Annotated in this window: 11 protein-coding genes; 10 read left to right on the top strand and 1 reads right to left on the bottom strand. The window is 64.5% G+C overall.

Annotation, left to right across the window (positions count from 1 at the left end):
- The first annotated feature begins 294 nt into the window (after window positions 1-294).
- From betI to trxC, 7 genes are all read left to right on the top strand, one after another.
- Window positions 295-951 carry a transcriptional regulator BetI gene (gene betI / locus ACNFG0_RS02030; protein WP_196155353.1) on the top strand — a complete coding sequence of 219 codons (657 nt, stop codon included), beginning with the start codon at window positions 295-297 and terminating at the stop codon, window positions 949-951.
- 38 nt (window positions 952-989) lie between these two features.
- Window positions 990-2,462, top strand: a complete 1,473-nt coding sequence (betB, locus tag ACNFG0_RS02025; RefSeq protein WP_196144043.1) for a betaine-aldehyde dehydrogenase — start codon at window positions 990-992, stop codon at window positions 2,460-2,462.
- A 77-nt stretch (window positions 2,463-2,539) separates the two neighbouring features.
- Window positions 2,540-4,237, top strand: coding sequence for a choline dehydrogenase (gene betA, locus ACNFG0_RS02020; RefSeq protein ID WP_196155352.1), 1,698 nt, complete (start codon window positions 2,540-2,542; stop codon window positions 4,235-4,237).
- A 253-nt stretch (window positions 4,238-4,490) separates the two neighbouring features.
- Window positions 4,491-6,233 (top strand): potassium/proton antiporter, encoded by a 1,743-nt coding sequence (locus ACNFG0_RS02015; RefSeq protein WP_196144206.1) that lies wholly within the window; start codon window positions 4,491-4,493, stop codon window positions 6,231-6,233.
- A 35-nt stretch (window positions 6,234-6,268) separates the two neighbouring features.
- Window positions 6,269-9,586 carry a mechanosensitive channel MscK gene (mscK, locus tag ACNFG0_RS02010; protein ID WP_416763918.1) on the top strand — a complete coding sequence of 1,106 codons (3,318 nt, stop codon included), beginning with the start codon at window positions 6,269-6,271 and terminating at the stop codon, window positions 9,584-9,586.
- Window positions 9,587-9,751: 165 nt separating this feature from the next.
- Complete coding sequence (selO, locus tag ACNFG0_RS02005; protein ID WP_196155350.1) at window positions 9,752-11,212, top strand: protein adenylyltransferase SelO; 1,461 nt, start codon at window positions 9,752-9,754, stop codon at window positions 11,210-11,212.
- A 136-nt stretch (window positions 11,213-11,348) separates the two neighbouring features.
- Window positions 11,349-11,783 (top strand): thioredoxin TrxC, encoded by a 435-nt coding sequence (trxC, locus tag ACNFG0_RS02000; RefSeq protein WP_196166891.1) that lies wholly within the window; start codon window positions 11,349-11,351, stop codon window positions 11,781-11,783.
- A 272-nt stretch (window positions 11,784-12,055) separates the two neighbouring features.
- On the opposite strand, the gene ACNFG0_RS01995 is transcribed toward trxC, so the two are convergent.
- Entirely contained in the window at window positions 12,056-12,829 is a 774-nt protein-coding gene (locus tag ACNFG0_RS01995; protein ID WP_196144048.1) for a ParA family protein, read from the bottom strand.
- Between the two features lie 315 nt (window positions 12,830-13,144).
- On the opposite strand from ACNFG0_RS01995, the gene ACNFG0_RS01990 reads away from it, so the two are divergent.
- Genes ACNFG0_RS01990 through ACNFG0_RS01980 form a run of 3 tightly spaced genes read left to right on the top strand, consistent with a single transcriptional unit; the run spans window position 13,145 to window position 14,893 of the window.
- On the top strand, window positions 13,145-13,861 hold the full coding sequence (locus ACNFG0_RS01990) for a beta-ketoacyl synthase chain length factor (protein WP_196144049.1): 717 nt from the start codon (window positions 13,145-13,147) through the stop codon (window positions 13,859-13,861).
- Entirely contained in the window at window positions 13,837-14,652 is an 816-nt protein-coding gene (locus ACNFG0_RS01985) for a lysophospholipid acyltransferase family protein (protein WP_416763917.1), read from the top strand. Before ACNFG0_RS01990 ends, ACNFG0_RS01985 begins: the two co-directional genes overlap by 25 nt.
- Window positions 14,624-14,893, top strand: a complete 270-nt coding sequence (locus ACNFG0_RS01980) for a phosphopantetheine-binding protein (RefSeq protein ID WP_196144051.1) — start codon at window positions 14,624-14,626, stop codon at window positions 14,891-14,893. Before ACNFG0_RS01985 ends, ACNFG0_RS01980 begins: the two co-directional genes overlap by 29 nt.

The following is a 14,893-nucleotide window of genomic DNA, read 5'->3' as shown; positions in this document are numbered from 1 at the left end:
CGTTGCAAAAAAAGCAGTTCCAGCCCGCTCCAAAGGGCTTCCGCGCGGCCTTCGACCGCCCGGCGGAATCTGTCATCTGCATCGCTCATGCCCGTCAACGCCTTGTATTCCGGGGGTTACGCGATTTCCTGGGGTGTCAATCCGTGCCTTCTCGACCGCCTGAAAAACTGTCAATGGCACAAATTGTCGCAGAGCTTATTCTTTATTGATTGAACGTTCAATCAAAACAAAATAGACTGGCCTTCGCCGAGGCAGCCGCTCGTCGTCTGATCGCAGGCCTGAGGAGATAGCAAGATGCCCAAGGTCGGTATGCAACCCATCCGCCGCCAGCAGTTGATCGAAGCCACGCTACTGGCTGTGGATCAGGTCGGCCTGGGAGATGCCAGCATTGCGCTGATTGCCCGTTTGGCCGGTGTGTCGAACGGCATCATCAGTCACTACTTTCGGGACAAAAATGGCCTGATCGCAGCGACGATGGGCTACATCATGAGCATGCTCAACGAAGGGGTGGCAGCGCGTCGCCAGGCACTGACGGACGACAGCCCGCGTGCCCACCTGAAAGTGATCATCGAGGGCAACTTCGATGCGAGCCAGGTGAATGGCCCGGCAATGAAAACCTGGTTGGCCTTCTGGGCCTCCAGCATGCACCAGCCAGACCTGCACAGGTTGCAGCGGATCAACGACCACCGCTTGTATTCCAACCTGTGCTGCCAGTTCCGCCGCGTCCTGCCGCTCTACCATGCGCGCAAGGCAGCCCGCGGTCTGGCGGCCCTGATCGATGGCCTGTGGCTGCGTGGTGCGCTGTCGGGTGACGAATTCGACACCGACCAGGCGATACGGATTGCTTACGAATACATGGATCTACAACTGGCTAAACAACAGACCCTGGGCATTACCGACCAGGCCTCTGAACCATCGCGCGCAGCGCTTGCCGAGCAGGCAGGAGCGTGACGCGGTAGCCAACCACACACTGCACTTGCGAGGACACTATGGCCCGTTTCGGAACGCAAAAACTCTATATTGATGGTGGTTATGTCGACGCTAGCTCCGACGCTACCTTCGAAGCCATCAACCCGGCCACCGGCGAAGTCCTCGCCCACGTGCAGCGTGCCACCGAGGCAGACGTCGAGAAAGCCGTCGAAAGCGCCGAGCGCGGCCAGAAAGTCTGGGCGGCCATGACCGCCATGCAGCGTTCGCGCATCCTGCGCCGCGCCGTCGACATCCTGCGCGAGCGCAACGACGAGCTGGCCATGCTGGAAACCCTGGACACCGGCAAGTCGTACTCCGAAACCCGCTACGTCGACATCGTCACCGGCGCCGACGTGCTGGAATACTACGCAGGCCTGGTACCGGCCATCGAAGGCGAGCAGATCCCGCTGCGCGAAAGCTCCTTCGTCTATACCCGCCGCGAGCCGCTGGGCGTGACCGCCGGTATCGGTGCCTGGAACTACCCGATCCAGATCGCCCTGTGGAAATCCGCCCCGGCCCTGGCCGCCGGCAACGCCATGATCTTCAAGCCGTCGGAAGTCACCTCGCTGACCACCCTGAAACTGGCCGAGATCTACACCGAAGCCGGCCTGCCGGACGGCGTGTTCAACGTTCTGACCGGCAGCGGCCGTGAAGTCGGCACCTGGCTGACCGAGCACCCGCGCATCGAGAAAGTCTCCTTCACCGGCGGCACCACCACCGGCAAGAAGGTCATGGCCAGCGCCTCGAGCTCCACGCTCAAGGAAGTCACCATGGAACTGGGCGGCAAGTCGCCGCTGATCATCTGCGACGACGCCGACCTGGACAAGGCCGCCGACATCGCCATGATGGCCAACTTCTACAGCTCCGGCCAGGTCTGCACCAACGGCACCCGCGTATTCGTACCGGCGTCGATGAAAGCGGCCTTCGAAGCCAAGATCGCCGAGCGCGTTGCCCGCATCCGCGTTGGCAACCCGGAAGACGAGAACACCAACTTCGGCCCGCTGGTCAGCTTCCCACACATGGAAAGCGTCCTGGGTTACATCGCCAAGGGCAAGGAAGAAGGTGCGCGCGTGCTGTGCGGTGGCGAGCGTCTGATGGACGGTGATTTCGCCAAGGGTGCCTTCGTCGCACCGACCGTCTTCACCGACTGCACCGACGACATGACCATCGTCAAGGAAGAAATCTTCGGCCCGGTCATGAGCATCCTGACCTACGAAACCGAAGAAGAAGCCATCCGCCGCGCCAACGACACCGAATACGGCCTGGCCGCCGGTGTGTGCACCAACGATATCAGCCGCGCCCACCGCATCATCCACAAGCTCGAAGCCGGTATCTGCTGGATCAACGCCTGGGGCGAGTCCCCGGCCGAAATGCCGGTCGGCGGCTACAAGCAATCGGGCGTCGGCCGTGAGAACGGCGTCAGCTCGCTGGCCCAGTACACCCGCATCAAGTCGGTCCAGGTCGAGCTGGGCGGCTACAACTCGGTTTTCTAAACCCTGTCTAGCCACGCCCGTGCCGCCATGCACGGGCGTTTCCGCTCCCTGATCACCGCTCACACGAGGGTACTTCAATGTCCCAAGAATTCGACTACATCATCGTCGGCGCCGGTTCCGCCGGTAACACCCTGGCTACCCGCCTGACCGAAGACGCTGGCGTCACCGTCCTGCTGCTCGAAGCCGGCGGCCCGGACTACCGCTTCGACTTCCGCACCCAGATGCCAGCCGCCCTGGCCTTCCCACTGCAGGGTCGTCGCTACAACTGGGCCTACGAGACCGACCCAGAGCCGCACATGGACGGCCGCCGCATGGAATGTGGCCGCGGCAAGGGCCTGGGTGGCTCCTCGCTGATCAACGGCATGTGCTACATCCGTGGCAACGCCATGGACTTCGATGGCTGGGCGAAACTGCCAGGCCTGGAAGACTGGACCTACCTGGACTGCCTGCCGTACTTCCGCAAGGCCGAAACCCGTGACATCGGCCCGAACGACTACCACGGCGGCGAAGGCCCGGTCAGCGTGACCACGCCCAAGGCTGGCAACAACCCACTGTTCCACGCCATGGTCGAAGCCGGCGTGCAGGCCGGCTACCCACGTACCGAAGACCTCAACGGCTACCAGCAGGAAGGCTTCGGTCCGATGGACCGTACCGTGACCAAGCAAGGTCGTCGCGCCAGTACCGCACGCGGCTACCTGGACCAGGCCAAGAAGCGCCCCAACCTGACCATCGTCACCCACGCCCTGACCGACCGTGTCCTGTTCGAAGGCAAGCGCGCCATCGGCGTGACCTACCTGGTCGGCGACAGCGAAGAGCGCGTGGAAGCCCGCGCCCGCAAGGAAGTGATCGTCAGCTCCGGCGCCATCGCTTCGCCACAGCTGCTGCAACGCTCCGGCGTCGGCCCGCGCGAGCTGCTGGAAAGCCTGGACATCCCGGTGGTCCACGACCTGCCGGGCGTCGGCGAGAACCTGCAGGACCACCTTGAGCTGTACCTGCAGTACGCCTGCACCCAGCCGGTCTCGCTGTACCCCTCGCTGCTGTGGTGGAACCAGCCGGCCATCGGCGCCGAGTGGATGTTCAAGGGTACCGGCATCGGTGCCAGCAACCAGTTCGAGGCCGGCGGCTTCATCCGCACCCGCCCTGAATTCGAATGGCCGAACATCCAGTATCACTTCCTGCCGGTAGCGATCAACTACAACGGCTCGAACGGTGTGAAGGAACACGGTTTCCAGGCTCACATGGGTTCCATGCGCTCGCCAAGCCGCGGCCGCATCAAGCTCAAGTCCAAGGACCCGCGCCAGCACCCAAGCATCCTGTTCAACTACATGGCCACCGAGCAGGACTGGCAGGAATTCCGCGACGGCATCCGCCTGACCCGCGAAATCATGGCCCAGCCGGCGCTGGACCCGTACCGCGGTCGCGAAATCAGCCCAGGTGCGCACGTGCAGACCGACGAGGAACTGGACAAGTTCATCCGTGAGCACGCCGAAACCGCCTTCCACCCGTCCTGCTCGTGCAAGATGGGCACCGACGACATGGCTGTGGTCGATGGCGAAGGCCGCGTGCACGGTATGCAGGGCCTGCGTGTGGTCGATGCCTCGATCATGCCGATCATCATCACCGGCAACCTCAACGCCACCACGATCATGATCGCCGAGAAAATCTCGGACAAGATCCGTGGCCGCAAGCCCCTGCCGCGCAGCACCGCCAAGTACTACGTGGCCAATGGTGCGCCGGTGAAGGGCAAGCCGATGCGTGAGGTGAAGCAGGCGTAATCCTGCCCCGGCCCTATCGCCGGCAAGCCGGCTCCCACGGGTTCACCACAGGTATGAAGACTTGTGCAGTACCTGTGGGAGCCGGCTTGCCGGCGATAGCCCTCCCTGGCAACACAACAAAAGGCACCCACCGCGGTGCCTTTTTTTCATCTGCAGAAACGCTTTACAGCCTGCCAATTCATCAGGTTAGAATCGATTGGCACGCGACTTGCGAGTCAAGTCCTCTTTCCGCAATACCCCGGAGTACCTGCCTTTGGATGCGAGCACCATCAACAGCCTGTTCCTGATCGGCGCACTGCTGGTCGGGGCAAGTATCCTGGTCAGCTCGCTGTCATCCCGTCTGGGCATCCCTATCCTGGTCATCATCCTCGCCGTCGGCATGGCTGCCGGGGTCGACGGTGGCGGCATCATCTTCAACAACTACCCGACCGCCTACCTGGTGGGCAACCTGGCCCTGGCCGTGATCCTGCTCGACGGCGGCCTGCGCACCCGGGTGGCGAGCTTTCGCGTAGCCCTGTGGCCGGCCTTGTCGCTGGCCACGGTGGGCGTGCTGATCACCACCGGCTTGACCGGCATGGTCGCCGCCTGGCTGTTCGACCTGAGTTTGATCCAGGGTTTGCTGATCGGCGCCATCGTCGGCTCCACCGACGCCGCGGCGGTGTTCTCGCTGCTCGGCGGCAAGGGCCTGAACGAGCGGGTCACCGCCACCCTGGAAATCGAGTCGGGCAGCAACGACCCGATGGCGGTGTTTCTCACCGTCACCCTCATCGACATGATCGCCAGCGGCCAGACCGGCCTGCACTGGAGCCTGCTCACCCACCTGCTGCGCGAATTCGGCATCGGCGGCCTACTGGGCCTGGGTGGCGGCTGGCTGATGCTGCAACTGGTCAACCGTATCAACCTCGCCGGTGGCCTGTACCCGATCCTGGTGATCGCCGGCGGCCTGGCGGTGTTCTCCCTGACCAACGCCCTGCACGGCAGCGGCTTCCTGGCGGTGTACCTGTGCGGCCTGGTGCTGGGCAATCGGCCGATCCGCAGCCGCCATGGCATCCTGCACATGCTCGATGGCATGGCCTGGCTGGCGCAGATCGGCATGTTCCTGGTGCTGGGCCTGCTGGTCACGCCCCACGACCTGCTGCCCATCGCTCTGCCGGCCCTGGGCCTGGCGCTGTGGATGATCCTGTTCGCCCGGCCGCTGTCGGTGGTCGCCAGCCTGTTGCCGTTCAAGGCCTTCCATGGCCGCGAGAAGGCATTCATTTCCTGGGTCGGCCTGCGCGGCGCGGTGCCGATCATCCTTGCCGTGTTCCCGCTGATGGCCGGCCTGCCGGATGCCCAGCTGTTCTTCAACCTGGCGTTCTTCATTGTCCTGGTGTCACTGCTGGTGCAAGGCACCAGCCTGCCGTGGATGGCCAAGCTGCTGAAGGTCACGGTACCGCCGGACCCGGCCCCGATCTCCCGCTCTGCCCTGGAGGTGCATATCACCAGCGAATGGGAGCTGTTCGTCTACCGCCTGGGTGCTGAAAAATGGTGCATCGGCGCCGCCCTGCGCGAGCTGAAGATGCCCGAGGGCACACGGATCGCCGCTCTGTTTCGCGGCGAACAACTGCTGCACCCCTCGGGTAGCACGGTGCTGGAGGTCGGCGACATGCTTTGCGTGATCGGCCATGAACACAACCTGCCTGCCCTGGGCAAGCTGTTCAGCCAGGCCCCGCAACGCGGGCTGGACCTGCGCTTCTTCGGCGACTTCGTGCTCGAAGGCGATGCCGAACTCGGCGCCGTGGCAGCGCTTTATGGCCTGAAACTCGAAGGCCTGGACGCGAAAATGCCGCTGGCGCAGTTCATCCGACAGAAGGTCGGAGGCGCTCCAGTAGTAGGCGACCAGGTCGAATGGAACAGCACGATCTGGACCGTGGCGACCATGGACGGGAACAAGATCCAGAAAGTGGGCGTCAGATTCCCCGAAGGTACTCGCCCCGGCCCCGGGTTGTTCCTCTAAACTCCGATTTGCCTCGTTTCACAAGAATTCTGCCTATGTCCCTGCGTTCAACACTCAGCGCAGCCCTGCTCGGGCTGTGCCTGTCACTTTCGTTCCTGGCCTCTGCGGCCGAGGCGCCCACCGCCGCCGGCATCCAGGGCAGCCTCGACAAGATCGCCGACCGCAAGCTGCCCGAAGCCGAGCAGAAGGCACTGCAGCAAGTGCTCGAACAGACCCTGAGCCTGCTCGCCAGCCAAGAGGACAACGCCCGCAAGCTGGCCGACCTCAAGCAGCAGATCGCCGGGGCGCCCAACGAGATCCGCGAAAGCCAGCGCGAGCTTGCCAAGCTCAAGGACAGCAAGACCGTGCCGGTCGCCCAGCGCTACGCAAGCCTGGGCGTGCCTCAGCTCGAGCAGATGCTCGGCGAGCGCAGTGCCCAGCAGGGCGACCTGCAAAAGGCGCTGTCGGAGGCCAACAGCCTGATCATCAATTCCCAGACCCGCCCGGAACGGGCCCAGGCCGAGATCAGCAGCAGCCAGACGCGCATCCAGCAGATCAACAACAGCCTCAAGAGCGGCAAGGACAACGGCAAGCCGCTGACCGCCGACCTGCGCAACCAGCTCGCCGCCGAACTTGCCGCCCTCGACAGCCGGATCCTGCTGCGCCGCCAGGAAATGGCCAGCAACAGCTTGCTGCAGGACCTGGGCAACGCCCGTCACGACCTGTTGATCGAACGCGCCACGCGCCTGGAGCAAGAAATCCAGGACTTGCAGACGTTGATCAACGACAAGCGCCTGGCCCAGTCCCAGCAGACCGTCACCCAGCAGTCGATCGAGGCGCAGAAGGCCGGCGGCAGCACCCTGCTGGCCAACGAAAGCACGGCCAACCTCAAGCTCTCCGACTACCTGCTCAGGAGCACCGACCGCCTCAACGAGGTCACCCAGCAGAACCTGCGCACCAAGCAGCAGCTCGACAGCCTGACCCAGGCCGACCAGGCCTTGGACGAGCAGATCGACGTGCTCAAGGGCAGCCTGTTGCTGTCAAAGATCCTCTACAAGCAAAAGCAATCCCTGCCCCACCTGAAGGTCGACCGCGACCTGGCCGACCAGATCGCCGACATTCGCCTCTACCAGTTCGAGGTCAACCAGCAGCGCGAGCAGATCAGCAGCCCTTCGAACTACGTCGACAAGCTGCTGGCCAACCAGCCCGGCGAAGAAGCCACGCCCCAGCTGCGCAAGGCCTTGCTCGAGGTGGTGATCACCCGCAGCGACCTGCTCGAGCGCCTGAACCGCGAGCTCTCCGCCCTGCTCAACGAGTCCATCACCCTGCAGCTGAACCAGAAGCAACTGCTCGGCACCGCCCAGAGCCTGCGCACCACCCTGGAAGAGCAAATGTTCTGGATCCCCAGCAACAAGCCTCTGGACTGGGAATGGCTGAGCTATGTGCCGCAGCGCCTCGCCGACCAGGTGGCCAACCTGCCCTGGGGCTCGGGCATCAAGGAGCTGGCCGATGGCCTGGTCCAGCGGCCGTTGCTGTTCCTGCCGCTGCTGCTGGTGATCGGCGCGCTGCTGTGGCGACGCAAGTACCTGTACCAGCGCCTGGGCAAGGTCCACCAGGACATCGGCCACTTCCGCCGCGACAGCCAGTGGCACACGCCCCAGGCGATCCTGATCAACATTCTCCTGGCCCTGCCCGTCGCCCTGGGCCTGGCCCTGGCCGGCTATGCCCTGCAGATCGATGCACGCGGGCAGAACGCCAACCTGGGCGCCGCCCTGTGGCAGATCGCCCAGGCCTGGCTGGTGTTCTACACCGCCTACCGCATCCTCGCCCCAGGCGGCGTGGCCGAGATCCACTTCCGCTGGTACAAGCCTCAGGTCGAATTCCTGCGCGGCTGGGTACGCCGCCTGGGTACCGTGGTGCTGGCCCTGGTGGGTGTGGTGGCGGTGGCCGAACACCAGCCCTCGGCCCTGGCCGACGACGTGCTGGGCATCGGCGTGGTGTTGACCTGCTACGCCCTGATGGCCTGGCTGCTCAGCCGCCTGCTGCTCAGCAGCCCGGCGCACCGCGACACCTCGCTGTTTCGCAAGGCCGTCGGGGTGGCCTTCACGGCCTTGCCTATCGCCCTGTTCGTAGCGGTGTGCTTCGGCTACTACTACACCGCCCTGAAGCTCACCGACCGGCTGATCTACACCTTGTACCTGCTGCTTTTCTGGCTGGTGATCGAGGCGGCCTTCGTGCGCGGCCTCTCGGTGGCCGCGCGGCGCCTGGCCTACCAGCGCGCGCTGAGCAAGCGCCAGGCCGTCAAGGAAGGGCTCGACGGCGAAGTGATCACCGAAGAGCCGACCCTGGACATCGAACAGGTCAACCAGCAGTCCCTGCGCCTGATCCGCCTGGCCTTGCTGGGTGGTTTCATCGGTGGCCTGTACTGGGTCTGGTCGGACCTGATCACGGTGTTCTCCTACCTCAACAACGTGACCCTGTACGAGTACAGCAGCGGCACTGGCGCGGCGGCGAGCATGGTGCCGATCAGCCTCGGCGACCTGCTCGGCGCCCTGGTGATCGCCGGCATCACGGTGGCCCTGGCCAGCAACCTGCCCGGCCTGCTCGAAGTGTTGGTGCTGTCGCGCCTGAACCTTGCCCAGGGCAGCGCCTACGCCATCACCACGCTGCTCTCCTATGTGATCGCCGGGGTCGGCATCGTCAGCACCCTGGCCACCCTCGGGGTGAGCTGGGACAAGCTGCAATGGCTGGTGGCGGCCCTGTCGCTGGGGCTTGGCTTCGGCATGCAGGAGATCTTCGCCAACTTCATCTCCGGCATCATGATCCTCTTCGAGCGCCCGGTGCGCATCGGCGACACCATCACCATCGGCAACCTGTCGGGCACGGTGAGCAAGATCCGCATCCGTGCAACCACCATCACCGACTTCGACCGCAAGGACATCATCGTCCCCAACAAGACCTTCATCACCGGCCAGCTGATCAACTGGTCGCTCACCGACACGGTCACCCGGGTCACGCTCAAGTTGGGCATCGACTACGGCTCGGACCTGGACCTGGTGCGCGACCTGCTGCTCAAGGGCGCCCATGAAAACCCCCGGGTGCTCAAGGACCCGGAACCGATCGTGTACTTCCTCAACTTCGGCGAGAGCTCGCTGGACCATGAGCTGCGCATGCACGTGCGGGACCTGGGCGACCGCAACCCGACGCTCGATGAGCTCAACCGCTACATCAGCCGCGAGTTCAAGGCCCATGGCATCAAGATCTCGGTGCGCCAGGTGGAGGTGTTCCTGATCGACACCAAGGGCGGCAAGCAGCAGTTGGTGCCACTGGAGGCCAACCCGGTGCCCAAGATCGATGGCACTCCGGCCGGGTGACTGGACTCCATAGGTCATGACCGCCCAGAATGCCGCGAGGGCTGCGCCCTCGTTCGCGGCGCAAGCCGGCTCCTACAGGACCTTGAAATCCGCACGGACCTGTGGGAGCCGGCTTGCCGGCAATTGGGTCGCCAGCCCAGCCCCAAGACTCCAGGAGCAGGCCCCGTGAAAGCCCTCGACCAACTGACCTTCGACAACCGCTTCGCCCGCCTGGGCGACGCCTTCTCCACCGAGGTGCTGCCCGACCCCATCGCCGAGCCACGCCTGGTGGTGGCCAGCGAGGCGGCCATGACCTTGCTCGACCTGGACCCGGCCCAGGCCGAACTGCCGGTGTTCGCCGAACTGTTCAGCGGCCACAAGCTGTGGGAAGAGGCCGACCCGCGGGCCATGGTTTACTCCGGCCACCAGTTCGGCTCCTACAACCCGCGTCTGGGCGACGGCCGTGGTCTGTTGCTGGGCGAAGTCCTCAACGATGCCGGCGAGCACTGGGACCTGCACCTCAAGGGCGCCGGCCAGACGCCCTATTCGCGCATGGGTGACGGCCGCGCCGTGCTGCGCTCCTCGATCCGCGAATTCCTCGCCTCCGAAGCCTTGCATGCCCTGGGCATCCCCAGCAGCCGGGCCTTGTGCGTGATCGGTTCGAGCACAACGGTCTGGCGCGAAACCCGTGAAAGCGCTGCCATGCTCCTGCGCCTGGCCCAGAGCCACATTCGCTTCGGGCATTTCGAGTACTTCTACTACACCCGCCAACCCGAGCAGCAGAAGGTACTCATCGACCATGTGCTGGAGCAGCACTACCCCGAATGCCGCGAAGCCGAGCAGCCATACCTGGCGATGTTCCGCACCATCGTCGAGCGCAACGCCGAGCTGATCGCCTACTGGCAGGCCTATGGCTTCTGCCATGGGGTGATGAACACCGACAACATGTCGATCCTGGGCATCACCTTCGACTTCGGCCCATACGCCTTCCTCGACGATTTCGACGCCAACTTCATCTGCAACCACTCCGATGACCGTGGCCGCTACAGCTATTCCAACCAGGTGCCTATCGCCCACTGGAACCTGAGCGCCCTGGCCCAGGCCCTGACCACCGTGATCGAGGTGGAGCCGCTCAAGGAGGCGCTGGGGCTGTTCCTGCCGCTGTACCAGGCCCACTATCTGGACCTCATGCGCCGACGTCTGGGCCTGACCACCGCCGAGGACGACGACATGGCGCTGGTCGAGCGCCTGCTGCAACGCATGCAAAGCGGCGGGGTGGACTACAACCTGTTCTTCCGCAAGCTGGGCGAACGACCAGTAGCCGATGCGCTGAAGGTGGTACGCGACGACTTCATCGACCTGGCCGGTTTCGATGCCTGGGGCCAGGACTACTTGGCCCGCTGCGAACGCGAACCGGGTAATGCCGAAGGCCGGCGCGCGCGCATGCACGCGGTCAACCCGCTGTACATCCTGCGCAACTACCTGGCGCAAAAGGCCATCGAAGCGGCCGAAGCCGGGGACTACAGCGAAGTGCGACGGCTACATCAGGTGCTGAGCAAGCCGTTCGAGGAACAGCCCGGGATGCAGGCCTACGCCGAGCGCCCGCCCGAGTGGGGCAAGCACCTGGAGATCAGTTGTTCGTCATAAGCCACGTTTCGGCAATTGCGAGGGCTTGGCCCTCGATCGCCGGCAAGCCGGCTCCCACGGACATCGTGCGGGCCCGGTGGGAGCTGGCTTGCCGGCGATAGGCCGCGAAGCGGCCTCGAATCCAAGGAGACCCTCAATGCCCGACCCCATGCTGATCCCCTGCCCCCACTGCAACGGCCTCAACCGCCTGCCGGCCGAGCGTCTGGGCGATGCCCCCAAATGTGGCCGCTGCAAGCAGGACGTACTGCTGGGCAAACCCTTCGACCTCAACGAGCGCAGCTTTGCCAGCCAGATCAAGGGCGACCTGCCGCTGCTGCTCGATGTCTGGGCCGACTGGTGCGGCCCGTGCAAATCCTTCGCCCCGGTCTTCGAACAGGCCGCCCGCCAGCTCACCGGCCGCTGCCGCCTGGCCAAGCTCGACAGCGAGGCCAACCGCAACCTGGCCGGGCAGCTGGGCATCCGCTCGATCCCCAGCCTGATCCTGTTCAAGGACGGGCGCGAAATCAGCCGCCAGGCGGGGGCGTTTCCACTCCAGCCGTTGCTGGAGTGGTTGCGTGGTCAGGGGGTTTAGAGCCTAGCGCACGTCTTCAGAAGTGTGTGTTCGTCGCATCGCGGGGCAAGCCCGCTCTCATAGAACACCGCATAACTATTTGAGTTTGCAGGTCCTTTGTGGGGGCCAACTGTCTTGAGTTGCTTGCCCCGGTCCTATCGCTGGCAAGCCAGCTCCCACAGGTAGGGAGGTGTCTCTGAAAACAGCGCAGGCTGGTGGGAGCGGGCTTGTCCCGCGATGCGCCGCGCGGGCGGCGCGCGCGCTCACAGGCGCTAAAAATCCCCCCAACCCCTTCAGCCATTCTCCTCGAGCAACGCATGCAACTCGACAAACTGCTGGGTCAACTTGTGCCGCGGCTCCAGGTGGATCAGCGGCAAGCTGGCATGGTGCGACTCGCGCATCTTCACCGAACTGCCCAGGTATACCGGCAACACCGGCAGGCCCTCGGCCAGCAGTTCGTCGAGCATCTGCTGTGGCAGGCTGGCCCGTGACTGGAATTGGTTGACGACGATACCTTCGACCACCAGTTCCTCGTTGTGGTCGTCCTTGAGCTCCTCGATCTCCGCCAGTAGGCCGTACAGGGCCTGGCGCGAGAAGCTGTCACAGTCGAAAGGAATCAATACGCGATCCGCTGCGATCAACGCGGAAACGGCATAAAAGTTCAGCGCTGGCGGGGTGTCGATGTAGATCCGTTCGTAGTCCTCGTCCAGCTCGTCGAGCAACTTACGCAGCTTGTTGATCTTGTGCTTGGCCTCGAGCTTGGGCTGTAGGTCGGCCAACTCCGGCGTGGCGGTGACCACGTGCAGGTTGTCGAACGGCGTTTCGTAGATATCCACCCGGTTCTTCTTGGCGAACGGCCCGCTGGAAAGGGTCTGCTTGAAGAAATCGGCGATGCCCATAGGGATATCCTCGCCGGTAAGCCCGGTGAGGTACTGGGTCGAGTTGGCCTGGGCATCCAGGTCAACCAGCAAGGTCCGGTAGCCTTCGTTGGCACTGACCGCCGCCAAGTTGCAGGCAATGCTCGACTTGCCTACGCCCCCTTTCTGATTGAATACCACGCGCCGCATGGGAGACCTCCGTGTATCAACGAATGCCCGAGTATGTGGCCCGCGCATGACAATGACCAGTACCGCCTGCCTCAACCTTCCTACCTGCTGGCCGATACAGTGCTTACACCGTTCATCGGAAAATGCCGACAAACGATAGAACCTTGTCCCCTGGCCGGCGACTTGCCCGTTCGTCATTGTCCAACGGGTATTTGCTACAGATCGCCTGCACCGGGATAATGCGCGCCACTCGACGAGCACCAACCCCTGTCAGGTCATTGTTCCGACGCATTCCTTGGCCAAAGGAAGTCATTCAGGGCGGGAACCAGACACATCGTGATCACTTTCAACATCAGCCAATGGCGCGCCTGGGCCCCTGGCCTGCACACGCCTGCTGACTGGCGTGCCTGGGCCGAGGGTGGGTCACTGCCGCAGGGCGACAGCCCGGCGCCGGACGTTTCGTTCCTGCCAGCCATGCAGCGCAGGCGCCTGGGCCTGCTGGCACGCATGGCGTTCGCGGTCGGCTGGCCGTTGGCCGAGGGCCACGACGCGCTGCCGCTGGTATACGCCTCGCGCCATGGCGAAACCCCGCGTACGTTCTCCATGCTCGGTGAACTCGCCCAGGGCCAGCCACTTTCGCCCACACAGTTCAGCCTTTCGGTGCATAACGCCGTGATCGGGCTGTGGTCGATCATGCGCGGGCAGACCTGCGAGATGACCGCCCTGGCCGCCGCAGGCGATGGTTTCGAGCAAGGCCTCCTGGAGGCCGCCGGCCTGCTGCACGACGGCGCCCCTGCCGTGCTGCTGATCGTCGCCGAGGAGACGCCGCCCGAGGCCTACAGCCCATGGATCGAGGATGTGCCCTTCAGCTATGCCCTCGGCCTGTTGCTCACCCCCGGCAGCCAATGGCGCCTGGAAATCGCCCCGGGCAGCAGCGCCACACCCGCCGCCCTGCCCCACGCCCTGAACTGGCTGAAGAACCTGCTCGCCGGCCAGGCCCGCCTCACCCACCCAGGAGCCCTGCGGTCATGGAACTGGCATCGGCTCGCGTGAACAGGCCAACGGACGCCTACCCTTGGCGCCTACTGGCGACCGCGCTGAGCTTCGCCGTTTTCGGTGTCGGCAGCCTGTGCCTGCGCGTGCTGGTATTTCCGTTGCTGGCCTGCCTGCCCGGTGGCGTGCAGCGCCATCAACGCCGCGCCCGCCGCACCATCGGCTGGCTGTTCTGGCGTTTCATCCGCTTCATGCGGGTCACCGGCGTACTGACCTACGAGGTGGAGGGTGCCGAGCGCCTGGGGCGCCCTGGGCAACTGGTCATCGCCAACCACCCCTCGCTGATCGACGTGGTGTTCCTCATCGGCCTGGCGCGCAACGCCAACTGCGTGGTCAAGCAGAGCCTGTTCGACAACCCGTTCACCCGCGGCCCCGTGCGCGAGGCGGGCTACATCGGTAACGACGGTAGCCTGCAGATGCTGGAAACCGCCGCGGCGACCCTGCGCCACGGCCAGCCGCTGATCATCTTCCCGGAAGGCACCCGCACCCCGCCCGGCCAGGCCCCGGCCTTTCATCGCGGCGCTGCGGCCATCGCCCTGCGCGGTGCGAAAATCATCACACCGGTGACGATCAGCGTCAGCCCCAGCACATTGACCAAGCATGAGCCCTGGTACCGCATCCCACACCGTCGCGTGCACTTTCGCCTAGGCGTCGGCGCCGACATCGACCCGGCCACCTTCGCCGCCCTCGGCCCGGCACCGGTGGCCTCGCGCCGCCTCAACGACTACCTGCATCAGTACTTCTTCAAGGAGCTCGCCGAAGATGAGCGATCCACACAACCTGCACCGTGATATCAAGCAGCTGATCATCGACGCCCTGGGCCTGGAGGACATCGACGTCCAGGACATCGATGACCAGCAGCCGCTGTTCGGCGAAGGCCTGGGCCTGGATTCGGTGGACGCCCTCGAACTGGGCCTGGCCCTGCAGAAGCGCTTCGGCATCAAGATCGATGCCGACGCCAAGGACACCCGTTCCCATTTCACCAATGTCGCCACCCTGGCGGCATTCATCACTGCCCGACAGGCTGCCTGA

The sequence above is a fragment of the Pseudomonas sp. NY15372 genome (assembly GCF_048068215.1).
In the GTDB taxonomy this organism is placed as follows: domain Bacteria; phylum Pseudomonadota; class Gammaproteobacteria; order Pseudomonadales; family Pseudomonadaceae; genus Aquipseudomonas; species Aquipseudomonas guariconensis_A.
Note: the sequence above shows the minus strand (reverse complement) of the source record. Positions and strands in the feature narration are given on the sequence as shown.

What these genes read in the sequence shown, in the direction of transcription:
- betA (WP_196155352.1), top strand. Translation starts at nt 2,540, where the DNA reads ATGTCCCAAGAATTCGACTACATCATCGTCGGCGCCGGTTCCGCCGGT.
- ACNFG0_RS01980 (WP_196144051.1), top strand. Translation starts at nt 14,624, where the DNA reads ATGAGCGATCCACACAACCTGCACCGTGATATCAAGCAGCTGATCATC.
- ACNFG0_RS01985 (WP_416763917.1), top strand. Translation starts at nt 13,837, where the DNA reads ATGGAACTGGCATCGGCTCGCGTGAACAGGCCAACGGACGCCTACCCT.
- betB (WP_196144043.1), top strand. Translation starts at nt 990, where the DNA reads ATGGCCCGTTTCGGAACGCAAAAACTCTATATTGATGGTGGTTATGTC.
- betI (WP_196155353.1), top strand. Translation starts at nt 295, where the DNA reads ATGCCCAAGGTCGGTATGCAACCCATCCGCCGCCAGCAGTTGATCGAA.
- trxC (WP_196166891.1), top strand. Translation starts at nt 11,349, where the DNA reads ATGCCCGACCCCATGCTGATCCCCTGCCCCCACTGCAACGGCCTCAAC.
- ACNFG0_RS01995 (WP_196144048.1), bottom strand. Translation starts at nt 12,829, where the DNA reads ATGCGGCGCGTGGTATTCAATCAGAAAGGGGGCGTAGGCAAGTCGAGC.
- mscK (WP_416763918.1), top strand. Translation starts at nt 6,269, where the DNA reads ATGTCCCTGCGTTCAACACTCAGCGCAGCCCTGCTCGGGCTGTGCCTG.